The sequence below is a fragment of the Sphingomonas sp. A2-49 genome (assembly GCF_025548555.1).
Lineage (GTDB): Bacteria > Pseudomonadota > Alphaproteobacteria > Sphingomonadales > Sphingomonadaceae > Sphingomonas.
This window is the reverse complement of record NZ_JAJLPA010000001.1, coordinates 98,692-120,573: the sequence shown is the minus strand read 5'-3', so window position 1 is coordinate 120,573 and position 21,882 is coordinate 98,692. Positions and strand designations below refer to the sequence as shown.

Genomic DNA, 21,882 nt, shown 5'->3' with positions numbered 1-21,882 from the left:
ATAGCGCGCGCCGCATTGCTGCACGATTGCCGGCACGCAACAGGCGTTGCACCGCAGCGGCCTTCGGCTATGGCGGCGCGATGATCCTGGTCGTCGACAATTACGACAGCTTCACCTGGAACCTGGTCCATTACCTGATGGAGCTGGGCAGCGAGGTGGAGGTGGTGCGCAACGATGCGATTTCCGCCGGACAGGCGCTGTCGTCCGGGGCGAGCGCGTTCCTGATATCGCCCGGCCCGTGCACCCCGCTGGAGGCGGGCGTCAGCCTCGATCTGGTCGCCGCCGCCGCGGATGCGGGGCGGCCGCTGCTCGGTGTGTGCCTCGGCCATCAGGCGATCGGCCACCATTTCGGCGGCCGGGTCGAGCGCGGCGGGCTGATGCACGGCAAGACCTCGCCCGTCGAGCACGACGGCACCGGCCTGTTCCACGACCTGCCGTCGCCGTTCACCGCGACGCGCTACCACAGCCTGATCGTCAACGACGTCCCCGCCCCGCTCGTCGTCAACGCCCGCGCGGAGGACGGCAACGTCATGGGCTTCCGCCACGAAAGCCTGCCGATCCACGGCGTCCAGTTCCACCCCGAAAGCATCGCCACCGAACACGGCCATGCCATGCTCGCCAATTTCCTGCGGATCGCCGGTATCCCGGTGAAGGCGCACGCGTGAGCGTCCTGACGCTGCTGCCCGATCCGGTTTCGCCGCTTTCGCGCGAAAGCGCGGCGCAGGCGTTTGCGGACATCCTCGACGCGCGCGCGTCGGAAGAGGCGATCGGCGCGTTCCTGATCGCGCTGTCCGACCGCGGCGAAACCAGCATCGAGATCGCGGAAGCCGCGCGCGCCCTGCGCGAGCGGCTCGTGCCCATCGCCGCGCCCGCCGGCGCGATCGACGTCTGCGGTACGGGCGGCGACGGGCATCACACGCTCAACGTCTCGACCGCGGTCGCGCTGGTGGTCGCCGCTTGCGGCGTGCCCGTCGCCAAGCACGGCAACCGCGCCGCCTCGTCCAAGGCCGGTGCCGCCGACACGCTGGAGGCGATCGGCCTCGACATGAGCATCGCCGGCGCCACCGCCGAGGGAAGCCTCGCCGACCTCGGCATCGCTTTCCTGTTCGCCGCCAACCATCATCCCGCGATGGCGCGGATCACGCCGATCCGCCGTCGGATCGGTCGCCGCACGATCTTCAACCTGATGGGCCCGCTCGCCAATCCGGCGCGGGTCGGCCGCCAGCTGATCGGCATCGCCCGCCCCGATTACGCCACGCTCTATGCCGAGGCGCTCGAACAGCTCGGCACGGAAAGCGCTGCGGTCGTTTCGGGCGAAGAGGGGCTCGACGAGCTGTCGACCGCCGGACCCAGCCTGGCCGTGAACGTCGGCAGCGCGCGCCTGCCGCGGCGGATCCTGCCCGAGGATGCGGGGTTGCCGCGACATCCGCTCGCCGCGATCCGCGGCGGCGATCCCGCCTATAACGCCGCGGCGCTGCGCCGCCTGCTCGACGGCGAACGGGGCGCATACCGCGACGCCGTGCTGCTCAACGCCGCCGCGGCGCTGGTCGTCGCCGCGCATGGTCCGGACCTTGCCGCCGGCGCGCGTGCCGCCGCCGCCGCCCTCGACAGCGGCGCCGCCGCCGCGCTTCTCGATCGCTGGATCGCCTACCGATGACCATCCTGTCCCGCATCATCGAAACCAAGCGCGCCGAGGTCGCCGCCCGCAAGGCGACGACCAGCCTCGCCGACCTCGACGCCCGGATCGCCGCGGTGACGCGGCCCCGCGGCTTTCGCGCCGCGCTCGACGCGACCGAAGGCCCGGCGCTGATCGCCGAGATCAAGAAGGCGAGTCCCTCCAAGGGCCTGATCCGCGAATCGTTCGATCCGCCCGCGCATGCCCGGGCCTATCAGGCGGGCGGTGCGGCCTGCCTGTCGGTGCTGACCGACGAGGAATGGTTCCAGGGCAGCGACGCCTATCTGGTGGCCGCGCGTGCCGCCTGCGACCTGCCGGTGATCCGCAAGGATTTCATGGTCGATCCGTGGCAGGCGACCGAGAGCCGGTCGATCGGCGCGGATGCGATCCTCATCATCGTCGCCGCGCTCGACGACAACCAGATGGCCGAGATCGAGGCCTCGGCGGTGGATTGCGGCATGGACGTTCTGGTCGAGGTGCACGACGCGCACGAACTCGACCGCGCGCTGCGGCTGAAGTCGCGGCTGATCGGCGTCAACAACCGCGATTTGCGCGACTTCACCGTCGACTTCGCGCGGACCTACGAACTGGTCGACCGGGCGCCCGCGGGCTGCACCTTCGTCGCCGAAAGCGGGCTGGAGACGCGCGCCGACCTCGACGCGATGGCGGCGCGCGGCGTGCGCTGCTTCCTCATCGGCGAGGCGCTGATGCGCCAGCCCGACATCGAGGCGGCGACGCGTGCCCTGATCGCGCCGGCACGGCGATGAGCGGACTGACGCACATCGACGCCGACGGCGCCGCGCACATGGTCGACGTGGGCGACAAGGCAGCGACCCGCCGGCACGCGGTCGCCACCGGACGGATCGCGATCGAACCCGCCGCGCTCGCCGCAATCCGCGCGGGCGCGGCGAAGAAGGGCGACGTGCTCGCCGTCGCACGGATCGCGGGCATCATGGCCGCCAAGCGCACCGCCGACCTCATCCCGCTGTGCCATCCGCTGCCGCTCACCCGCGTGACGGTCGACCTGTCGCCCGACGACAGCGGCATCACCGCGACCGCGCTGGCCGCGACCGATGGCAAGACCGGGGTCGAGATGGAGGCGCTGACCGCGGTTTCGGTGGCGCTGCTAACGATCTACGACATGGCGAAGGCGATGGATCGCGGCATGACGATCTCCGGCATCCGGGTGCTCGAAAAGGCCGGCGGCGCATCGGGCGACTGGCGCGCGTGACGCTGCTGCCGATCGCCGAGGCGCAGGCGCGGCTGTTCGCGCTCGCCGCACCGGTCGCGGCGGAGGATGTCGCGATCACGCTGGCGCACGGCCGCTGGGCCGCCGACGACGTCCACGCCCGCCGCACGCAGCCGGTGACGGACCTGTCGGCGATGGACGGCTATGCGATCCGCTTCGCCGATTTGCCCGGCCCGTGGCGGCTGATCGGCGAGAGCGCCGCCGGGCGCCCCTTCACGGGCACCGTCGGCGTCGGCGAGACGGCGCGCATCTTCACCGGCGCGGCGATGCCCGCGGGCGCCGATACGGTGATGATCCAGGAAGAGGCGAGCGCCGCCGGCGACGCGATCCGCCTGACCGGCGAAGGGCCGCCGGTCCGCGGGCGCAATACGCGCCGGCGCGGCCTCGACTTTGCGGCGGGCGACCGGCTGATCGCCCGCGGCGACCGCCTGACCCCCGCGCGGATCGCGGTCGCGGCCACCGGCGGCGTCGCGCGCCTGCCGGTGCATCGCCGCATACGCGTCGCGCTGTGCGCCACCGGCGACGAGCTGGTCGACCCCGGTGCGTCGGACGATCCCGCCGCACTGCCCGAATCGAACCGCGCGATGCTCGCCGCCTTGTGCGCCGACCTGCCGGTCGAGCTGATCGATCTGGGGATCCTCCCCGACGATCGCGACGTGCTGCGCGATGCGTTCGCCGGGGTCGATGCCGACCTGCTCGTCACCACCGGCGGCGCATCGGTCGGCGATCACGACCTCGTCCGGCCCGCGCTGGAGGCGGCGGGCGGCGGCATCGATTTCTGGCGGGTCGCGTTGCGCCCCGGCAAGCCGATGATGGCCGGGCGGCTGGGCGCGATGACGGTGCTCGGGCTGCCGGGCAACCCGGTTTCCGCCTTCGTCACCGCGATTCTGTTCGTCCGGCCGATGATCGCGCACCTTGCCGGCGCGCGCGACGCGCTGCCCCGGACGACGCACGCCATTCTGGGCGAGGATCTTCCCGCCAACGGCCCGCGCACCGACTATCTGCGCGCCGAACTGCGCGACGGCCGCGCCTATGCCTCCACCATCCAGGACAGCTCCATGCTGCTGACGCTGGCGCGCTCGCACTGCCTGATCGTTCGCGCGGTCGGCGCCCCGGCGGCGCGCGCGGGCGACTCGGCGGAAATCCTCGTCATCGCTTGACGCCGGCCACTTCGTTCCCTAGAAGTTCCGCGTCTGTTCTGACGGGGAAGGACCGCCCATGCTCACGCGCAAGCAGCACGAGCTCGTTTGCTTCATCAATGACCGGCTGGAAGAAACCGGCATCTCTCCTTCCTTCGAGGAGATGAAGGAGGCGCTCGACCTCAAGTCGAAGTCCGGCGTCCACCGGCTCATCAGCGCGCTCGAGGAACGCCATTTCATCCGTCGGCTACCCAACCGCGCCCGCGCGCTGGAGGTGCTGCGGATGCCCGAGCGCAGGCCGGTGACGACGCCGGCCGCGGCGCCGGCGCCGACGCCGAGGGCGGGCAATATCCGCCCCGCGCCGTCCCCCGCCAACGACGTGATCGAGATCCCGCTCCACGGCCGCATCGCGGCGGGCGTGCCGATCGAGGCGTTCGAGGGCAGTTCGATGCTGGCGGTGCCCGCCGCGCTGCTGGGCGCGGGCGAGCATTATGCGCTGGAGGTGTCGGGCGACTCGATGGTCGATGCCGGCATCCTCGATGGCGACTATGCGCTCATCCGGCGTACCGATACCGCGCGCGACGGCGAGATCGTCGTGGCGCTGATCGAGGATACCGAGGCGACGCTGAAATATTTCCGGCGGGAGGGTGCGATGGTGCGGCTCGATCCCGCCAATCGTGCCTACGAACCGCAGCGCTACGCCCCCGCGCACGTCCGCGTTCAGGGCAAGCTGTCGGGCATCCTGCGCCGCTACGACTGAGGCACCGCGCGCCGCTGGCGGATGAGGTCGGCGTCGAACGCCCGTCGCGCCGCCGCCACGCGGCGGGCGAGCTCGCCGGGATCGACGAAGGCGCGGTGATCGCCCGCGGCCAGTGCAGCGCGTTTGTCCGCGAGGTCGAACTGCTCGGCATGATAGCTCAGCAGGACGTCGGCGCGATACGTGGCGAGGCGGCGGAACGTGGCGCGGAACTGTGCCACCGCCGACGTATCGCGCGGCGGTCGGCCGGTGACCAAGGCGCGCCCGGCGACGCTGAGGCTCGACAGGAAGAACACCCGGAGCGGCCTGCCCCGGTCGATGGTCCGCATCGACCAGCTGGTGGCGCCATCGGTATGACCGGGCGTCAGGTGGGCGGTCAGCACGGTGTCGCCGACGCGGACGACGCCCCCGTCGCCGATCGTGACGGACGGGCGGACCGGCGCGAATCGTCCCAGTTCGGGACGCTCGATCGTACGCCCCGCGATGAGATCGGGCGTATCGCCGCGGCTGGCGACCATCCGTGCACCGCTCGCCCGCTGCAACGCCGCCAGTCCGCCGGCATGGTCCAAATGGCTGTGATTGTTGAGGATGTAGCGCACGTCGCGCAGCCGGAATCCCAGCAGTCGCACGTTCGCCGCGATCACTTGCGCGCTTTCGGGCAGGCCGCCGTCGATCAGGACCAGCCCGGCGGGGTCGGCGATCAGAAAAGCCGACAGGCCCGCCGTACCGACGTAATAGACATTGCCGACGATACGGAACGGAGCGCTCGGCGCGTTCCACGCCCGCCGCTGCGCGGCATCCTGCGCCGATGCGGGTACCGCGAGCAGCAGCAATGCGACGGCCAGACGCTTCATCCTCATATCCCCATGGCGGTCCGAACCGCGGCCCGTGACGATCGTCTAGCCCCGTCCGCAGCGCACCGCCACCCGGCGGTGCCGCGAGCCGCGCCACGTCGGCAACAATCCGTTGCCTGCTGGCTGGAGCATCGACGGCGCCAACAGGATGCGCGTCGCCGGCGGGTCGGACCGTCGCGACGGTGCCAATGGCGAACTTCACCGCGGCGCCGCGCTTCCGCCGCAGCATCGGCCTGCGCGGACGACCGGCGACGGTGAACGCGTCATTCGATCATCGATCGTCCCCGGAACTGACCTGCTCATGGCGCGTGACCATCATCTGGCCCGACCCGTCGCGACCCGCCACCCGCCGCGGCCCCGCCCGCCCCGGGCACATTGGGACGGGTTGTCGCTTTCCAGCCGGGGCGTCGGCGACAGCCGGAGATGCGCATCGCCGCACGTAGCACAGCCGTGACCCCACCGGTGGCGGACACACCCGCGACCCCGCCCATCCGCCGCAACCTTAGGCCGTCGAGCTTCGGCCAGCGCGGCGACAGGCGGCGGGCGGGCGCCGCTCGACCAACGATTGTCCCCGTGACAGACAGAGCCACAGCCGATGACCATGGATCTGGCCCGCACCGTAGTGCCGTCACCCGGCGCGGCCCCGCTCGTGCCCTGAAAACGGGAACAGGCGGCCCTTGCCGGCTCGAGCGTCGGCGGCGGCAGCCGGGGCGCGTCGCCGGTGTGACGCATCGTCATGACCGTTCCGGTGGCGAACACCGCCGCGACCCCGCCCTTCCGCCACAACATCGGGTCGCCAGGCGTTCACCAGCGGGGGCCGACACGCGACGGGGAAGGCGCGATCGTCGATCGTCCCCGGGGCCGACAGGGTCATCGCGCGCGCCCGTTATCTGACCGGATCGTCGCGCGCCGCCAATCGGCACGGCCCCACCGGTTCCGTGACCGTGAGGTCGGGCCGTCGCCGTCCGGTCGGATCGTCGGCGGCGAGAGCCAGGGATGCGCATCGCCGGCGTGTCGCACCGTCGTGACCGCGCCGGTGGCGAACACCACCGCCACCCCGCCCGTCCGCCGCAGCATCGGCCCGTCGAGCTTCAGCCAGCGCGGCCGGCAGGCGACCGGCAGGCGCCGCTCGCTGACGACCACGTCGGCCACGCGGCAGGCGCCGACGATCGCATCCCATGCGACCGGATAGAGGCTGCGGGTCGCCAGAACGCGCCATGCCCGCCCGCCGGCGCGCACGTCGACGATACAGGCGTCGGCAGAGCATCGCGCATCCGCCTGGTCGGCGAGCAGAAGCGGCTCGCCGTCGACGCCGCCGGTCTCGGCCAGCATCGCGCGGGTATAGTCGCCGGCGCGATCGCGCAGCAACGCCGCGCCACCCGCCGTCCGGACCACGAGGTGGCGTCCGTCCCCGGTGACCAGCAGGTCGGGGGCGGGCGTCGCGATCGCCCATGCGGCGCCGAACGCAAGCGGCCCGATGCCGAGCCGCCGCCAGCGGGTTCGCCACAGCGCGCACCAGAGGCCGCCGATCACCATCGCCGCGAACGCCCCGGTCGGCATCGACGGCAGCGCGACCGACGATCCCGGCGCGCGCGCCACCGCATGCGCAAGTGCCAGCAGCGCACGGATCGCGAGGTCGGTGAGCCACCACGGCAGCGCCCCCAGCCCGACCGGATCGAGGGCCAGCGCAATCGCCTCCAGCGGCATGATGACGAACGTCGTCAGCGGGATGGCGACGATGTTGGCCGCCGCGCCGTACACCCCCGCCTTGTGGAAATGGTAGACCGCGATCGGCATCAGCGCCGCTTCGACCACCAGCCCGGTGAGCAGCAGCGAACCCAGCCCGCGCAGGACGGCATGCCAACGCGGCCCCTCGCGCGGGCCGAACCAGGCGGCGACCCGCGGATGCTCGTGCAGCGCCACGATCGCGGCGATCGCCGCGAACGACAGCTGGAAGCTCGCCCCCGCCACCGCTTCCGGCCAGAGCAGCATCACGACCATCGCGCCCGCCGCCACCAGCCGCAGCGTCACCGCCTCGCGCCCGGCCGCCAGCGCCGCCAGCACCAGCAGCGACGCGACGCACGATCGGATCGTCGGCACCTGCCCCCCGGTCAGCAGCGTGTAACCGATCGCCGCGAGTGCTCCCGCCGCCGCCGCGACCAGCGGCAGCGTCACGCGGATCGCCAGCCACGGCCAGAGCGCGAGGATGCGGATGACGACGAACATCGTCGCCGCGACCGCGGCGGTGACGTGCAGCCCGCTGACCGACAGCAGGTGCGCCAGCCCGGCGCGGCGCATCGCGTCCGAATCGTCGATCGCGATCGCTCCCTCGTCCCCCGTCGCCAGCGCGCTGGCGATGCCGCCGCGGCTGCCCTCCAGCCGCGCGGTGATGTGTGCGGTCAGCCGGGCGCGGATGCCGCCCTCCGGCATTCCCGGCCGCACGACGGTGACCGGTGCGAAGCCGCGCCCGGTCGCACCGATCGACGCGAACCACGCGACGCGGGCGAAATCGTAGGCCCCCGGCACCGCCGCCGGGGGTGGCGGCATCAATCGCGCGCGCAGTCGCACCACCGCGCCCTCGCCGAGGCCCGCCGTCACATCCGCCGCCGCGAGATTGACCCGCACCCGCGGTGGCAGGCCGGCACCGGCGTCGGGCAGGATCGTCACCCGGACCAGCGCCCGCGCCGGCAGCGGCTCGATCCGCTCGACGGTCCCTGCGACGGTCGCGATCGCGGGGCGCGCCAGCACCGGCGCGGTCGCCCGCTCGGCCCGCCACCAGATCGCGCCACAGCCGCAGCCGATTGCCAGTGCGCCCACCACGATCGCGCGCGGCGCGCGGCCCCCGTCGGCGGTCGCCGCGGCGCCCAGCGCCAGTACGAGACAGGCGAGAATCGTGGCGATCCAGCTGCGCGGATCGGGCAGCAGGAACCATGCGGCGATGCCGCCGCCGAACGCGACCGGGATTCAGAGCACCAGCTGGTCGCGCTCCGACTCGAGACGCCATTCGATGGAATCGCGCAACCTGCGCGCAACGCGCGGCATTTGAAGGCGCCGGGAGCGCGTGCTAGGGGCCGCGGCGGCTGGACTGGCCATCACATCACGAAGCTTGGGAGCACCCGCGGTTGGGCGCAACAACAGATCACGACGCCACCGGGGCGTCCTCCTCCAGGAGCCCGGTGGTGACGCGTTTCGCGCCGTCGCCGACCGGCTACCTGCATCTGGGCGGCGCGCGCACCGCGCTGTTCAACTGGCTGTATGCGCGTCACCATGGCGGGCGTTTCCTGCTGCGGATCGAGGACACCGACCGGGCGCGCTCGACGCAGCCGGCGATCGACGCGATCCTGTCGGGGCTGCAATGGCTCGGGATCGACTGGGACGGCGATGCCGTCTTCCAGTTCGCGCGCGCCGACCGGCATGCCGCGGTCGCCCACGAGATGGTGGCGAGCGGCCATGCCTATCGCTGCTACATGACCGCAGAGGAGATCGCCGCGCAGCGCGAGGCCGCGCAGGCGGCGCGCAAGCCGCTCCGGATCCGCAGTCCGTGGCGCGACGCCGACCCGGCGACCGCGCCCGCCGGCCAGCCCTTCGTCGTTCGGCTGAAGGCGCCGCGCGACGGCGCGACCACGATCGAGGATCGGGTACAGGGATCGGTGACGGTCCAGAACGCCGAGCTGGACGACCTCATCCTGCTCCGCTCCGACGGCACGCCGACGTACATGCTGGCCGTGGTCGTCGACGATCACGACATGGGCGTGACGCACGTCATTCGCGGCGACGACCATCTCAACAACGCCTTTCGCCAGCTGCCCATCTATCGCGCGAACGGCTGGCCGGAGCCAATCTACGCCCATATCCCGCTGATCCACGGCACCGACGGCGCCAAGCTGTCCAAGCGCCACGGCGCGGTGGGGATCGAGGCGTATCGCGACGACCTCGGCATCCTGCCCGAAGCGTTCGACAATTACCTGCTGCGCCTCGGCTGGGGGCATGGCGACGACGAGATCATCAGCCGCGAACAGGCGACCGAATGGTTCGATCTGGGCGCGGTGGGCAAGAGCCCGTCGCGCTTCGACCTCAAGAAGCTCGAGAATCTGAACGGCCATTACATCCGCGCCGCGGACGATGCGCGGCTCGCCGGGCTGGTCGCGACGATCGGCGGCTATGCCGACACCGGCCTGCTGACCCGCGCGATGCCGGTGCTGAAGGCGCGTGCCGCCAACCTCAACGAACTGAGCGAGGGTGCAGGCTTCCTGTTCGCGGCGCGGCCGCTGACGCTCGATCAAGCGGCGGCCGACCTCCTCGGCCAGACGCCGCCGGGGCTTCTCGCCGCACTGCATGCAGCGCTTGACGCGGTGCAGCAGTGGGATCAGGAGACGATCGAAGCAGCGGTACGGCAGGTCGCCGACGGCCAGGGCGTCAAGCTCGGCCAGGTCGCCCAGCCGCTCCGCGCCGCTCTCACCGGGCGCAAGACGTCGCCCGGCATTTTCGACGTGCTCGCGCTGCTCGGCAAAGAGGAAAGCCTCGGCCGGATCGCGGACCGACTGGCAGCCTGACAGGAAGGACATCCCCATGACCGCAACCGCCAAAGTGAACCTGGACGGCAAGGACCTCGATTATCCGGTGATGTCCGGTTCGGTCGGACCCGACGTCGTCGACATCCGCAAATTCTATGCGCAGACCGGTGCCTTCACCTACGATCCCGGCTTCACCTCGACCGCGTCGTGCCAGTCGGCCCTGACCTATATCGATGGCGACGAGGGCGTCCTGCTACACCGGGGCTATCCGATCGGCGAGCTCGCCGAACAGTCGAGCTTCATGGAGGTCGCCTATCTGTTGCTCAACGGCGAACTGCCGTCGGCGGACGAGCTGAAGGGCTTCTCGACCACGATCACCCGCCACACGATGGTGCACGAACAGCTCGCGGCCTTCTTCCGCGGCTTCCGCCGCGACGCGCATCCGATGGCGATCATGTGCGGCGTCGTCGGCGCGCTGTCGGCCTTCTACCATGATTCGACCGACATCCACGATCCGGTGCAGCGCACCATCGCCAGCCACCGCCTGATCGCCAAGATCCCGACGATCGCGGCGATGGCCTACAAGTACAGCGTCGGACAGCCGTTCCTCTACCCCGACAATTCGCTGAGCTACACCGGCAACTTCCTGCGCATGACGTTCGGCGTGCCGGCCGAGCAATATGAGGTGAACCCGGCGGTCGAAAAGGCGATGGACCGGATCTTCATCCTCCATGCCGATCACGAGCAGAACGCCTCGACCTCGACCGTCCGCCTCGCCGGATCGTCGGGAGCGAACCCGTTCGCCTGCATCGCGGCGGGCATCGCCTGCCTGTGGGGCCCGGCGCACGGCGGCGCCAACGAGGCCGCGCTCAACATGCTGCGCGAGATCGGCACGCCCGAGCGGATCCCCGAATTCATCGCCCGCGCGAAGGACAAGAACGATCCGTTCCGCCTGATGGGCTTCGGCCATCGCGTCTACAAGAACTACGATCCGCGCGCGACCGTCATGCAGAAGACGGTGCGCGAGGTGTTCGACGCGCTGAAGGTGAACGATCCGCTGTTCGACACCGCGCTGCGGCTCGAGGAACTGGCGCTCAGCGATCCGTACTTCATCGAGAAGAAGCTGTTCCCGAACGTCGATTTCTATTCGGGCGTCATCCTGTCGGCGATCGGCTTCCCGACCGAGATGTTCACGGTGCTGTTCGCGCTCGCCCGCACCGTCGGCTGGGTCGCGCAGTGGAACGAGATGATTACCGATCCCGACCAGAAGATCGGCCGTCCGCGCCAGCTCTACACCGGGCCGACGCAGCGCAGCTACGTTCCCGTGGGCCAGCGCTGATGCGCCGCGCCCGGCCGGTCCTGATCGCCGTCGGCGTCCTGATGACGCTGATGGGGTTGTTGTGGATCGGCCAGGGCCTGGGCTACGTCCACTGGCCGCAGTCGAGCTTCATGCTCGACCAGCGGCCGTGGGCGGATCGCGGCGCGGCGCTGGCCGTCGCCGGCCTGTTGCTGATCCTCGTCGCGCGCCGCCTCCGGCGCTGATCCCGGTCAGGCCGGGAGGGTCAGCGTGAAGCGCGCGCCCTCGCCCGGCACGCTCTCGACCGTCAGCGCTCCCCCCATCGCCTCCGCGAGCCGGCGCGCGATGTAGAGGCCGAGGCCGTTGCCGCCCGCCTCCGACGGATCGACCCGTTCGAACTTGTCGAAGATCCTCGCCTGATCCGCCGGCGCGATGCCCTTGCCCTGATCGGCGACGATCGCGACGACGCGGTCGCCGGCCTGCGCCGCGGTCACGGTGACGACGCCGCCCTCGGGCGTGTAGCGTACCGCATTGCCGATCAGATTGACCATGATCTGCAACGCGCGGCGGAAATCGCCCGTCGTCGGAATGCGGAGTTCGGGAAGCGGCCGTGCGATCGCGACGCCGGCATTCGCCGCGCGGACGGACAGCAGCCCGGCGGCGCGCCGCGCGACGTCGGCGAGATCGATCGGCTCCGCCTCGACCGCGAAATCGGGTCCCTCGACCGCCTGGAGGTCGACCAGATCGTCGACCAGCCCGAGCAGGTGCCGGCCGGCATTGGCGATGTCCGACGCATAGTCGATATAATCGCGCTGGACCGGTCCCTCCGCCTCGGCGTGGATCGTATCGGCATGCGCGATGATACGGGCGAGCGGGGCGCGCAGGGCCCGGTCCAGCCCGTCGGTGAAGCCCGGCGCCATGCTGACCGGGCGGGGCGCCGGCGGCGCGTCGGCAGCCCGTGCGACACCGTCCAGCCCGGCGAATTCGCCCGCCGCGTCGCGCTTGATGCGTGCGGTCAGCGACACCGCCATATCGTTGGCGCGCAGCCGCGCCGGCTGGTCATGCAGCGGGGTGCGGCGCGCGACCGCTTCCAGGATCGGCAACGCCCCCTCGCCCGCCTCGTCGAGCGCGAACAGCATGGTCAGCGGCCGGCCGAGCAAGGCCAGCGCATCGACGCCGATGCGCCGCGCGGCCTCGATCGAGACGAACGTCAGGCGCAGCGCCGCATCCGTCTCCCAGCACAGGTCGCCCGTCTCGATCACCGCCGCGCGCGGCGTCGCGACGATCCGCGGGCGCAGCTCGCGCCATCCGCTTACCGTCAGCCGCGTGCCCGCGCCGTCGGGCTGGACGCGCACCCACAGGTCGATGTCCGCATCGTCGTCGCCGACGGTGACAGCCCGCGACACGAGGACGCCGAGCCGCCGCGCCAGCCGCACCACCGTCGCCAGCTGCGGCACCGCCAGCGGCGTACCGAGCGCCCCGCCGGCATGATCGTTGAGCGCCATGATCGCCGGGTCCGCGGCGACCAGGCGCCCCTCGGCATCCAGCATCGCATGGCTGACCGGCACGTCGGGAATGCCGTCGCCCCTCATCGCGCGGCCTCGCGCGCGAGCGCGTCGATCGCCAGCCGCAGGTCGCGGTGCAGGGCGAGCGGCGCGAGCGCGGATCGCGCCGCGTCGTCGGGGACGGTGGCGATGTCATCGAGGTCGTCCGCGAAGGTTTCGATGTCGCGACGCGGATCGGCATCGGCGAGCGCCAGCGCGATGCGGGCGATCGACGGCCGGTCGAGCCCCGCCGCACGCAGCGCTAGCCACAGCCGGTCGCCCTCGGGCTCCAGCACGATGCCGAGCGTCGCGTCGAAATCGAGGCCGATCGCCCGGCCGAGCACCGCGACGAACAGCACCAGCCGCCGGTCGCCGAGCGATTCGATCAGCAGGTCGCCGACCTCGTCGGGCCGCGCGTCGATCGCCGCGGCGAGTCGTACCGCCAGCGCTTCGGGCCGCTGCCCCTCGTCGTGCGCAGCGAGGCTGCGCTGCGCGGCGAGCACGATCGCATGATCGATCTCGACGTCGTCGTCCCCGCGGATCGCCGCGGCGACCCACCATATCAGCTGGTGATGGCGTTCCGCGCTCAGCCGGCCGGGCGATATCCCGCCCGCCTCGCTCGCGGTGCGCCGGCCCGCGTCCGCCGCGAGCAGCGCGCGCGCTGCCGCCGCGACCACGGGATCGTCGACCTCGGCCAGCCGGACCAGCACGCTCGCCTGCCGCGATCCGGCGACCGCGGGTGGCAGTCCCTCGGCCAGCAGGTCGCAGCGAACCTGCGCGATCAGCTCGTCCATCAGCAGGCGGTCGCGGATCAGCCCCGCGCGCGACAATCGCAGGACGACGTCGGTCCGCCCCTGCAACACCCGCTCCGCCAGCGCATCCGCGCCGCGTCCGGCCAGCACGCGCGCGGCATGCCGGCGCAAATCGGTTTCGATGCCCGTGACGATCCCGGCGATCGTGGTGCGCAGCGTCAGCCGCAGCCGCTCGTCGAGCGCGCCTGCGTCGGACCGGAACAGATCGTCGATCGCCGCCGACAGGCGCAGGTCCGCCAGCGCGCCGAGGCGGCGAGCAGCGCTGATGCGGGTGCCGAGCGACGAGCGCTCCGCGTGATCCTGTCCGACCGACATGGTCTGACGCCTAGCCTTTCATCATTAAAATCGCGCTAAGGCTGGCGCCGCAATCGTTCGATCGCGGCGGCCAGAGTGGAACCGGCATAGACCGTCGCCAGCGACAGCCCTGCCATCGGCGACGACAGCAGCGACCCCAGCCAGACCAGCGACAGATAGGCAGGCGCACTGCCCCACCACAGCCGCCGCGGCGCCAGCCCGCGCGCCCGTTCGCCGAGGACGCCGAGGAGGACCAGGCCGATCGCCAGCACCAGCGGCGCGGCATCGCCGTGCACATCCGTCGCGGCGTGACCATAAAGCAGCACGGCAAGCGCCGGCAGCACCCCCGCGGCGGCATGCAGCCAGCGCTGTGCAACCGATTCGTCTCGCAGGTCGGCGAGCACGCCGCCCAGCGACAGCCCGATCGCGCCGAGCGCCGTCAACAGCAGTCCCGCGACGGGCTGGGCGTAACCGACCAGCGCCAGCCCGAGCAGGCCGACCGCACTGGCGCCCGCGGCGACCGCGGCGACCGGCACCGTCCCCGGCACGAGCAGCGGGATGACCAGCCGCGCGAGCGGCGCGGTGACGAACCGCTCGAACCAGCCACTGCGCCCGGACACCATCGCCGCCATCACCGTTCGGCCGCGCGCCTCGAGCGCGGTGCCCGAATGGCCGACGCCATGGCCGCCGCGGATCGCATCCCTCGGCAACAGGACGTGGACGGCGCGCGCCTGCGACGCGAGCCGGATCAGCGTCGATTGCACGTCATAGTCGCGTGGCATCGTCGCCAGCTCGCCCAGCCGGCGCGGATCGAGTCGGGCGATACCTGCCCAGACCATGCCCCCGCCGACGCGCTCGTACTGCGCTGCGGTCTGGTCTTCGGGCAGGACGAGGAGCGCGTCGCCGCCCTCCCCGGCGAGGGCGGCGACGGTGTCCGCGGTGGAGGTCAGGCCATCGGCGAGCATCAACACGCGCGCGAGCGGATGCAGCTTCGCCGCCGCTTCGGCCGCGGTGCGCACGGTATCGACCGCCACGCCGCGCTTGCCGATGCGGTTGATCGCGCCGAGCAGCTCGGGGGTCAGCCGCGCCACCATGATGACGAGCTGCGACGCGCCCGCGGCGATCAGCAGCCGCGCCTGATATTCGATCAGCGTCACACCGCCGAAGGGCAGCGTCGCGGTCAGCATCGCGGGCCTGTCGTCCGCGTCGTGGATGGCGAAGAGAAGGCCGGCGAGCATTACCCGGCTGTTAGGGGGTGAAGCGGGCGCTGCCTAGGGGCCAGACATCCGGCACGGGGCCTACAGGCGGGCGACCGATCGCCGCAGCCGCGCGATCGTCGGCGCATCCTGCGGCGCGTCCGCGGCCTCGCCGGCCAGCGCCATCAGCCGCACCGCGCCGAAACTCGCCGCCAGCCCCTTCAGCCGGGCCGCGGCATCGCGCCATTCGTCGCGGCCGGTCGCCGCCTCCATCGCCGCCAGTGCCCGCTGCGCGCTCTCTACGAACGCCAGACGCAGCTCCGCGATCAAACCGGGCTCGTCACCCACCGCAGCGGCCAGCGCCGCATCGATCGCACCCGGATCATAAGCCATAGCGAGGCTGTAGCGCGACGGTGCTTAACCGATCGTTGCGGTTTCGCTTTATGACGATGGTGAACGCGGTTAAGCTCGGCCCCGACGAACGGGGGTTCCATGATTATCGACATGCGGGCTGATGCGGCGCCCAACAGCGACCTGCGCGGCCATGGAGACCACGAGACGATGGGTGATTATGTGCCGGCGGGCCAGTCGGCGGACGACGGCGTCGCCGACGACGACATGGCGTGGACGCATGGTGTCGTCGAAGCCGACGCGCCCGGCGGCGGCCGGATCCGCGCGATCGCGGCGGCGATCGCCTGCGTGCTGTGGCTCGGCGGCATGCTGTGGATCGCGCGCGCGCAGCTCGCGACGCTCGATCCCGTCGGTCTCGTCCAGTTCGTCGCGGCGCTGGCGGTGGTCCCGGCACTGATCGGCATCGTGTATCTCCTCGCGATGCGCACCAGCCGGCGCGAGGCCCGGCGGTTCGGCACGACCGCGCAGGCGATGCGGGTCGAGGCCGCGGCGCTCGAACGGACCGTCGCCGTCCTGTCGCGGTCGCTCGACGCCAATCGCCGCCAGCTGGCGGATCAGGTCACCACGCTGATGGCGATGGGTGACGGCGCCAACGAACGGCTCGCCGCGGTCGGCCGCGGCATCGCACTGGAGATCGGCCAGGCCGATGCCCATGCCCATACGCTGGCGCAGGCCGCGGCGGATGCGCAGACGACGCTCGGCGTCCTGCTCGCCTCGCTGCCGCGCGCGCAGGCGGAGATCGCGGACACGCAGCGCCTGCTGGAAAATACCGGCCTTGCCGCAGGCGAACATGCCGCGGCGCTCGAGGCGCGGCTCGCCGCGCTCGTCGAGCGCGGGCGCGAGGCGGACATCGTCACGGGCAGTGCCGCGCAGAAGCTCGCCGCCCATATCGCGCGGATGGAAGCGACCAGCGAGACCGCCGGCGCGCGGCTGGAGGCGGTGACCGGCGACATGTCGCATGCGGTCGACGCGCTGCTCGGCCGCACCGCGGATGCGGTGGACGAGGCGCGCAAGGGCATCGCCGCGCAGGGCGAGGCGATGCTGGCCATGCTGCGCGCGAACCAGGCCGCGCTCGACAGCGCCGCACACGACAGCGCCGACGCGATGGCGGCGCGGATCGCCGCGGTCGAGGACGTCATCGACCGCGTCTCGATACGCCTGCAGGATCAGCGCGCGGCGAGCGAATCGCTGCTCGCCGGGCTCGACGCCGGGATCGGTCAGGTCGAGACGCGGCTGGAGACGCTCCACGTCCAGGGGTTCGAACGCTCGCAGCTGCTCGCCGCCTCGATCAGCGCGCTGGGCGGATCGGCGGATGCGATGACCGAGGCGCTCCGCACCGGCGACGCCATGGCGACGCGGACGATCGGGACTACCGAATCGCTGCTGATCGCGCTCGACGCGGCGGCGCGCGAGATCGACGAGACGCTGCCCGACGCCCTGGCGCGGCTCGATACCAAGGTGCTCGCCAGCAAACAGGTCGTCGTCGCCGCAAAGCCCGAGCTGCTCGCGCTGGTCACCGCGGCGGAGAGCACGCACGACGCGATCGAGGCGATCGCCGGCGTCATCGCCGAACAGCGCCGTACGCTCGACACGCTGTCCGGCACCTTGCTCCAGACGTTGACCGATGGCCGGACGAAGGCCGACGCCCTCGGCCTGATGGTCGACGAGACCATCGATCGCACGCACCGCTTCGCGGAGGAAGCCGCGCCGAGGCTCGTCGATGCGTTGCTGCGGGTGCGCGATACCGCCGCGGTCGCCGCGGACAAGGCGCGCGAAACGCTGGCGACGGTGATCCCGGAGGCCGCGGGCCAGCTGGGACAGGCGAGCGCGGAAGCGATGCGGCGCGCGACCAGCGACACCGTCGAGCGGCAGGTCCGCGCGATCGCCGATGCGGCCGGCCACGCGGTCAATGCCACCACCCGCGCGACCGAACAGCTGTCCCAACAGGTACAGCGGATCGTCGATTCGACCGCGGTAGTCGAGGCGCGGATGGAGGATGCCCGCAACGAACGCGAGGAAGCCGAGCACGACACCTTCGCGCGGCGTGCCTCGCTGCTGATCGAATCGCTGCATTCCGCCTCGATCGACATCACCAAGGCGTTCGCACCGGAAGTGTCGGACAGCGCCTGGGCGGCCTATCTGAAGGGGGATCGCGGCGTCTTCACCCGGCGTGCGGTCCGCGTGCTCGAACCCGGCGATGCCCGCGACATCGCCCGTCTCTACGACGACGACGGCGCGTTCCGCCAGACGGTCAACCGCTACATCCACGACTTCGAGGGGATGCTGCGCACCGTGCTGGCGCAGCGCGACGGATCGCCGCTGAGCGTCACGCTGCTGTCGTCCGACATGGGCAAATTGTACGTGGCGCTGGCGCAGGCGATCGAACGCCTGCGCTGACCGGATCAGTTCCGCGTCGGGGGCGCGCCGCCGACGACGGTCGGCGGGCGGAGATCGTCGATCGCCATCGCGATGCGGGCTGCGACGTGGTGCTTGCCCTCCTGATCCATCAGCCGCAGCGCGCGGGACAGCAGGTCGAGGGTCTGCAAGGTAGCGTGGTTCACGGCGGCGCGTCCTCTGACCGGAGCCCCGCCGACGGTGACGGGGCCGGTGTCGCCGATACGCCCGCGCACCCGCCGCGATGGTGATCCCCGGATGAAACCGCTGTCATCCGGGGCCGGCAGCTATTGCGCGTTATAGACGGCTTCGCGGTCGAACAGGTCGAGCATCCGCGGTGTGACCCAGCCGAAATGGTAATTGGCGACGAACAGCCCGAACAGCAGGGTCGCGACGATCGTCACGCGCCCCGCCAGCCGCGCCAGCCGGAATTCGTGCGGAGCGCTTTCCGCCTGCCCCGCCACGAAGCTGCCCCCCGCCTCATGCGTGGTGCGGACGCCCCAGGGCAGCACGAGAAACACCGAGAACGCCCAGAAGAGGACGTAGATCGCCAGCATCGACGTCCACTTCATGGTCCGGTCAGCCCTCGACGATCAGCACGTCGACGATCGGCTTCTTGCCGGTCCAGCGCGTCGCGACGCGGCGTACCGCCAGCCGGATATCCTCGCGACGGCGATCGAAATCGCCCCGCTTGCTCTTCATCGCCTCGGCTGCGGCCTCGGCCGCGTCCTCGACGAAGGCGATCCGGTCTTCCTCGACCGGGATGCCGTTGACGCGGATCTGCGGCCGGCCGATCGGGCGGCCGTCGCGACCGATCGCCACCGCGACCGAGATCTGGCCGTTGATCGCAAGCTTGCGACGCTCGTTGATCGTCGATCTATCCGCCGGCAGGATCACGTCGCCGTCGAGAACCAGTCGCCCGACCGCCGCATTGCCGATCTTTTCCGCCTTGCCGGGCAGCAGCCGGACGATGTCGCCGTCGCTCTGCACCAGCGACTGCGGGATGCCTTGGGAGAGCGCAAAACGGGCATGCTCCATCATGTGGCGCATCTCGCCGTGCACCGGGATCAGCACCTCGGGACGGATCCATTTGTACATCTGCGCCAGTTCCGGCCGGCCGGGGTGGCCAGAGACGTGGACGTGCGCCTGACGCTCGGTAATCATCACCACGCCCTTGCCCGCCAGCGTGTTCTGGATCTTGCCGATCGCGACCTCGTTGCCTGGGATCTGCTTCGACGAAAAGATCACGGTGTCGCCCAGATCGAGACGGATCGTGTGCGATCCGTCGGCGACCCGCGCCAGCGCCGCGCGCGGTTCGCCCTGCCCGCCGGTCGCGACGATCAGCACCTTGTTCTTGGGCAGGCGCATCGCCGTGTCGGGATCGACCGTCTCGGGGAAATCGGTCAGATAGCCGGTCGCGCGTGCGACCTTCAGGATGCGGTCGAGCGACCGCCCGGTGACGCACAATTTGCGCCCCGTCTCACGCGCCACTTCGCCGAGCGTGTGCAGCCGTGCGGCGTTGGAGGCGAAGGTGGTGACGAGCACACGGCCCTTCGCCTTGGCGACCTGCTCGGCCAGCCCGCGGCGAACGGACGCTTCCGAGCCCGATGCCTCGGCATTGAAGACGTTCGTCGAATCGCAGACGAGCACGTCGACGCCCGCGTCGCCGATGCGGGTCAGCTGCTCGGCGCTCACCGGCTTGCCGATCACCGGCGTCGGATCGAGCTTCCAGTCGCCGGTGTGGAACACGCGTCCCGCCTTGGTCTCGATGACCAGAGCATTGGGTTCGGGGATCGAATGCGACAGTTCGATGAAGCTGACGCCGAACGGCCCGATCTGCGCCCCCTTGCCGGACTGGATGACGCGCAGCTTGACGCGGTTGGCGTTGCCCTCTTCCTCCAGCTTGCCGCGGATCAGCCCCGCGGTGAACGGCGTCGCGTACAGCGGCACGCCCAGATCCTCGGCCAGATACGGCAACGCGCCGATATGGTCCTCGTGGCCGTGCGTCAGCACGATCCCGACCAGATCGTCGATCCGGTCCTCGATGAACGACAGGTCCGGCAGGACGAGGTCGATGCCGGGATAGGCGGCATCGGCGAAGGTCACGCCGCAATCGACCATCAGCCACTTGCCGGCGTGGCCGTAGAGGTTGACGTTCATGCCGATTTCGCCGGAGCCGCCGAGGGCGCAGAAGAGAAGTTCGTTGGTCTTGGGGGTCATTGAGGTCTTTCAGAAATCCGTTGGCGCCCGCAGGCCTGTCGGCGCGAGCGCGTCGGAGCCGATATGGGCGTTTTGGTACATGATCGCCAGTCCCTGGATCGTCAGGTCCGGCTCGATGACGTCGAACACGTCGGTATGCTGCTCGAACAGGGTGGCAAGGCCCCCGGTGGCGATGACCGTCACCGGTCGCCCGACCTCCGCCTTGAGGCGTGCCACCAGCCCCTCGATCATCGCGATATAGCCGAAATAGACGCCGATGGCCATCTGGTCGACGGTGTTGCGCCCGATGACGCTGTCGGTGGCCGGCGCCTCGATCGCGATGCGCGGCAGTTTCGCCGCCGCGCTGACCAGCGCGTCCAGCGACAGGTTGATCCCGGGCGCGATGATGCCGCCCTTGTAGGCGCCGCTGTAATCGCTGACGTCGAACGTCGTGGCGGTGCCGAAGTCAATGACGATCAGGTCGCCGGCGTGCAGCGCATGGGCCGCGATCGTATTGACCGCGCGATCCGCGCCGAGGCTGGCGGGTTCGTCGACATCGATCGCGATCCCCCAGGCGACGGGCGCGCGGCCCGCGACCAGTGCGTCGGTCCGGAAATACTTGGCGCTGAGCACCTGGAGATTGTGGAGCGCGCGCGGCACGACGGTCGCGATGATGACCGCATCGACGTCGGCGCGGTCGTAGCCCTCGAGCGCGAGCAACTGGCTGAGCCAGACGGCATATTCGTCCGCGGTACGGCGCGGATCGGTGGCGATCCGCCAGCGCGCCTTCACCGTCCGGCCCTCGACCAGCGCGAACACGACATTGGTGTTGCCGGCATCCACCGCGAGCAGCATCGTCAATCCCTCAAGCCAGAACCACGTCGGCGGCGTGGATGACACGCCGGTCCCCCGACGCCAAGCGCAGGATGAGCGCGCCGTCGCGGTCGAGCCCGTCGAACAGGCCCTGTTCCACCGTCCCGTCGGCCGCGCGACTGGCCAGCGCGGTGCCGACCGGGTGCGCCGCGGCGAGCCACGCCCGCCGGACCACCGCGAACCCCTCGCCCCGCCATCGCGCCAGCCAGCGCGCGAAGCCCTCCGCCAGGACGTCGAGGAACACCTCCGGCGCCACGGACGCGCGCTGCGCGGCGAGGCTGGTCGTGTCCCGGTCGGGCAGTGCCGGGTGATGCGCCAGGTTGACGCCGATGCCGACCACCACGGCATCGCCGCTGCGTTCGAGCAGGATGCCCGAGACCTTGGCCCCGTCGATCAGCAGGTCGTTGGGCCATTTGATGGTTACGCCGGGCGCCGGCACGAAGGTCGCGATCGCGCCGTGCAGCGCGACCGCCGCGACAAGCGCCAGCGTCGCCGCGCCGGGGTCGCTCGCCCGCAGCCGCACGAGCGTGCTGGCGTAGAGGTTGCCGGGCGGCGAGATCCACGCCCGCCCCTGCCGGCCGCGTCCGGCGGACTGCTGGCGTGCCATCAGCCACAGGCCTTCCGCCTCACCCTGCCGGGCGAGCGCGAGCACGTCGCCGTTGGTCGAGTCCGTC

Annotated in this window: 22 protein-coding genes; 11 read left to right on the top strand and 11 right to left on the bottom strand. The window is 71.3% G+C overall.

Annotated features, from left to right (window positions below; all coding sequences use genetic code 11):
- Positions 1-80: 80 nt before the first annotated feature.
- From LPN01_RS00590 to lexA, 6 genes are read left to right on the top strand one after another with little or no spacing between them, the layout of a single operon-like run.
- Positions 81-665 carry an anthranilate synthase component II gene (locus tag LPN01_RS00590; protein ID WP_262826417.1) on the top strand — a complete coding sequence of 195 codons (585 nt, stop codon included), beginning with the start codon at positions 81-83 and terminating at the stop codon, positions 663-665.
- Positions 662-1,657, top strand: a complete 996-nt coding sequence (gene trpD, locus LPN01_RS00585) for an anthranilate phosphoribosyltransferase (RefSeq protein ID WP_262826416.1) — start codon at positions 662-664, stop codon at positions 1,655-1,657. The genes LPN01_RS00590 and trpD overlap by 4 nt, the downstream gene beginning before the upstream one ends.
- The gene (gene trpC / locus LPN01_RS00580; RefSeq protein ID WP_262826415.1) at positions 1,654-2,442 is read left to right on the top strand and encodes an indole-3-glycerol phosphate synthase TrpC; all 789 of its coding nucleotides are present in this window, start codon (positions 1,654-1,656) and stop codon (positions 2,440-2,442) included. Before trpD ends, trpC begins: the two co-directional genes overlap by 4 nt.
- Positions 2,439-2,906, top strand: coding sequence for a cyclic pyranopterin monophosphate synthase MoaC (gene moaC, locus LPN01_RS00575; RefSeq protein ID WP_262826414.1), 468 nt, complete (start codon positions 2,439-2,441; stop codon positions 2,904-2,906). Before trpC ends, moaC begins: the two co-directional genes overlap by 4 nt.
- A complete protein-coding gene (glp, locus tag LPN01_RS00570) occupies positions 2,903-4,084 on the top strand; it encodes a gephyrin-like molybdotransferase Glp (RefSeq protein WP_262826413.1) in 1,182 nt (393 codons plus the stop codon). The genes moaC and glp overlap by 4 nt, the downstream gene beginning before the upstream one ends.
- 58 nt (positions 4,085-4,142) lie before the next feature.
- Entirely contained in the window at positions 4,143-4,823 is a 681-nt protein-coding gene (gene lexA / locus LPN01_RS00565) for a transcriptional repressor LexA (protein WP_262826412.1), read from the top strand.
- Here lexA and bla read toward each other — a convergent pair.
- Together bla and LPN01_RS00555 are read right to left on the bottom strand one after the other, a co-directional pair.
- Positions 4,814-5,674 carry a subclass B3 metallo-beta-lactamase gene (gene bla / locus LPN01_RS00560; protein WP_262826411.1) on the bottom strand — a complete coding sequence of 287 codons (861 nt, stop codon included), beginning with the start codon at positions 5,672-5,674 and terminating at the stop codon, positions 4,814-4,816. The genes lexA and bla overlap by 10 nt on opposite strands.
- An 870-nt stretch (positions 5,675-6,544) precedes the next feature.
- Positions 6,545-8,596 carry a ComEC/Rec2 family competence protein gene (locus LPN01_RS00555; RefSeq protein WP_410482783.1) on the bottom strand — a complete coding sequence of 684 codons (2,052 nt, stop codon included), beginning with the start codon at positions 8,594-8,596 and terminating at the stop codon, positions 6,545-6,547.
- Between LPN01_RS00555 and LPN01_RS00550 the strand changes: the two genes are divergently transcribed.
- The 4 genes from LPN01_RS00550 (at position 8,568) to LPN01_RS00535 (ending at position 11,730) form a co-directional block, all read left to right on the top strand.
- Complete coding sequence (locus tag LPN01_RS00550) at positions 8,568-8,720, top strand: hypothetical protein (protein ID WP_262826410.1); 153 nt, start codon at positions 8,568-8,570, stop codon at positions 8,718-8,720. The two genes, LPN01_RS00555 and LPN01_RS00550, sit on opposite strands and share 29 nt — an antisense overlap.
- A gap of 76 nt (positions 8,721-8,796) precedes the next feature.
- On the top strand, positions 8,797-10,227 hold the full coding sequence (gltX, locus tag LPN01_RS00545) for a glutamate--tRNA ligase (protein WP_410482769.1): 1,431 nt from the start codon (positions 8,797-8,799) through the stop codon (positions 10,225-10,227).
- A gap of 16 nt (positions 10,228-10,243) precedes the next feature.
- Entirely contained in the window at positions 10,244-11,527 is a 1,284-nt protein-coding gene (locus tag LPN01_RS00540; RefSeq protein WP_262826408.1) for a citrate synthase, read from the top strand.
- Positions 11,527-11,730 (top strand): hypothetical protein, encoded by a 204-nt coding sequence (locus LPN01_RS00535; protein WP_262826407.1) that lies wholly within the window; start codon positions 11,527-11,529, stop codon positions 11,728-11,730. Before LPN01_RS00540 ends, LPN01_RS00535 begins: the two co-directional genes overlap by 1 nt.
- Before the next feature lie 6 nt (positions 11,731-11,736).
- On the opposite strand, the gene LPN01_RS00530 is transcribed toward LPN01_RS00535, so the two are convergent.
- From LPN01_RS00530 to LPN01_RS00515, 4 genes are read right to left on the bottom strand one after another with little or no spacing between them, the layout of a single operon-like run.
- Positions 11,737-13,077: a sensor histidine kinase gene (locus LPN01_RS00530; protein ID WP_262826406.1), complete on the bottom strand. Its 1,341-nt coding sequence runs from the start codon at positions 13,075-13,077 to the stop codon at positions 11,737-11,739.
- Positions 13,074-14,156, bottom strand: coding sequence for a hypothetical protein (locus LPN01_RS00525; protein ID WP_262826405.1), 1,083 nt, complete (start codon positions 14,154-14,156; stop codon positions 13,074-13,076). The genes LPN01_RS00530 and LPN01_RS00525 overlap by 4 nt, the downstream gene beginning before the upstream one ends.
- 35 nt (positions 14,157-14,191) lie before the next feature.
- Positions 14,192-15,373: a hypothetical protein gene (locus tag LPN01_RS00520; RefSeq protein ID WP_262826404.1), complete on the bottom strand. Its 1,182-nt coding sequence runs from the start codon at positions 15,371-15,373 to the stop codon at positions 14,192-14,194.
- 60 nt (positions 15,374-15,433) lie between these two features.
- Positions 15,434-15,724 (bottom strand): Hpt domain-containing protein, encoded by a 291-nt coding sequence (locus LPN01_RS00515; protein ID WP_262826403.1) that lies wholly within the window; start codon positions 15,722-15,724, stop codon positions 15,434-15,436.
- A 111-nt stretch (positions 15,725-15,835) separates the two neighbouring features.
- On the opposite strand from LPN01_RS00515, the gene LPN01_RS00510 reads away from it, so the two are divergent.
- Positions 15,836-18,139 (top strand): hypothetical protein, encoded by a 2,304-nt coding sequence (locus LPN01_RS00510; protein ID WP_262826402.1) that lies wholly within the window; start codon positions 15,836-15,838, stop codon positions 18,137-18,139.
- 5 nt (positions 18,140-18,144) lie between these two features.
- On the opposite strand, the gene LPN01_RS00505 is transcribed toward LPN01_RS00510, so the two are convergent.
- The 5 genes from LPN01_RS00505 to LPN01_RS00485 all read right to left on the bottom strand — a co-directional run bounded on the left by LPN01_RS00505 (position 18,145) and on the right by LPN01_RS00485 (position 21,860).
- Positions 18,145-18,303, bottom strand: coding sequence for a hypothetical protein (locus LPN01_RS00505; RefSeq protein WP_262826401.1), 159 nt, complete (start codon positions 18,301-18,303; stop codon positions 18,145-18,147).
- 120 nt (positions 18,304-18,423) lie between these two features.
- Positions 18,424-18,708: a DUF1467 family protein gene (locus tag LPN01_RS00500; RefSeq protein ID WP_262826400.1), complete on the bottom strand. Its 285-nt coding sequence runs from the start codon at positions 18,706-18,708 to the stop codon at positions 18,424-18,426.
- 7 nt (positions 18,709-18,715) lie between these two features.
- Positions 18,716-20,356: a ribonuclease J gene (locus tag LPN01_RS00495; RefSeq protein ID WP_262826399.1), complete on the bottom strand. Its 1,641-nt coding sequence runs from the start codon at positions 20,354-20,356 to the stop codon at positions 18,716-18,718.
- 9 nt (positions 20,357-20,365) lie between these two features.
- Complete coding sequence (locus LPN01_RS00490; RefSeq protein WP_262827030.1) at positions 20,366-21,190, bottom strand: type III pantothenate kinase; 825 nt, start codon at positions 21,188-21,190, stop codon at positions 20,366-20,368.
- Between the two features lie 10 nt (positions 21,191-21,200).
- Complete coding sequence (locus LPN01_RS00485; protein WP_262827029.1) at positions 21,201-21,860, bottom strand: biotin--[acetyl-CoA-carboxylase] ligase; 660 nt, start codon at positions 21,858-21,860, stop codon at positions 21,201-21,203.
- Positions 21,861-21,882 lie beyond the last annotated feature (22 nt).

Bases quoted from the DNA above. Each gene is read 5' to 3' on its own strand.
- trpC (WP_262826415.1), top strand. From the start codon at position 1,654: ATGACCATCCTGTCCCGCATCATCGAAACCAAGCGCGCCGAGGTCGCC.
- LPN01_RS00535 (WP_262826407.1), top strand. From the start codon at position 11,527: ATGCGCCGCGCCCGGCCGGTCCTGATCGCCGTCGGCGTCCTGATGACG.
- moaC (WP_262826414.1), top strand. From the start codon at position 2,439: ATGAGCGGACTGACGCACATCGACGCCGACGGCGCCGCGCACATGGTC.
- LPN01_RS00510 (WP_262826402.1), top strand. From the start codon at position 15,836: ATGCGGGCTGATGCGGCGCCCAACAGCGACCTGCGCGGCCATGGAGAC.
- LPN01_RS00530 (WP_262826406.1), bottom strand. From the start codon at position 13,077: ATGAGGGGCGACGGCATTCCCGACGTGCCGGTCAGCCATGCGATGCTG.
- LPN01_RS00590 (WP_262826417.1), top strand. From the start codon at position 81: ATGATCCTGGTCGTCGACAATTACGACAGCTTCACCTGGAACCTGGTC.
- LPN01_RS00525 (WP_262826405.1), bottom strand. From the start codon at position 14,156: ATGTCGGTCGGACAGGATCACGCGGAGCGCTCGTCGCTCGGCACCCGC.
- bla (WP_262826411.1), bottom strand. From the start codon at position 5,674: ATGAAGCGTCTGGCCGTCGCATTGCTGCTGCTCGCGGTACCCGCATCG.
- LPN01_RS00515 (WP_262826403.1), bottom strand. From the start codon at position 15,724: ATGGCTTATGATCCGGGTGCGATCGATGCGGCGCTGGCCGCTGCGGTG.
- LPN01_RS00540 (WP_262826408.1), top strand. From the start codon at position 10,244: ATGACCGCAACCGCCAAAGTGAACCTGGACGGCAAGGACCTCGATTAT.
- LPN01_RS00490 (WP_262827030.1), bottom strand. From the start codon at position 21,190: ATGCTGCTCGCGGTGGATGCCGGCAACACCAATGTCGTGTTCGCGCTG.
- LPN01_RS00495 (WP_262826399.1), bottom strand. From the start codon at position 20,356: ATGACCCCCAAGACCAACGAACTTCTCTTCTGCGCCCTCGGCGGCTCC.
- LPN01_RS00500 (WP_262826400.1), bottom strand. From the start codon at position 18,708: ATGAAGTGGACGTCGATGCTGGCGATCTACGTCCTCTTCTGGGCGTTC.
- LPN01_RS00520 (WP_262826404.1), bottom strand. From the start codon at position 15,373: ATGCTCGCCGGCCTTCTCTTCGCCATCCACGACGCGGACGACAGGCCC.
- lexA (WP_262826412.1), top strand. From the start codon at position 4,143: ATGCTCACGCGCAAGCAGCACGAGCTCGTTTGCTTCATCAATGACCGG.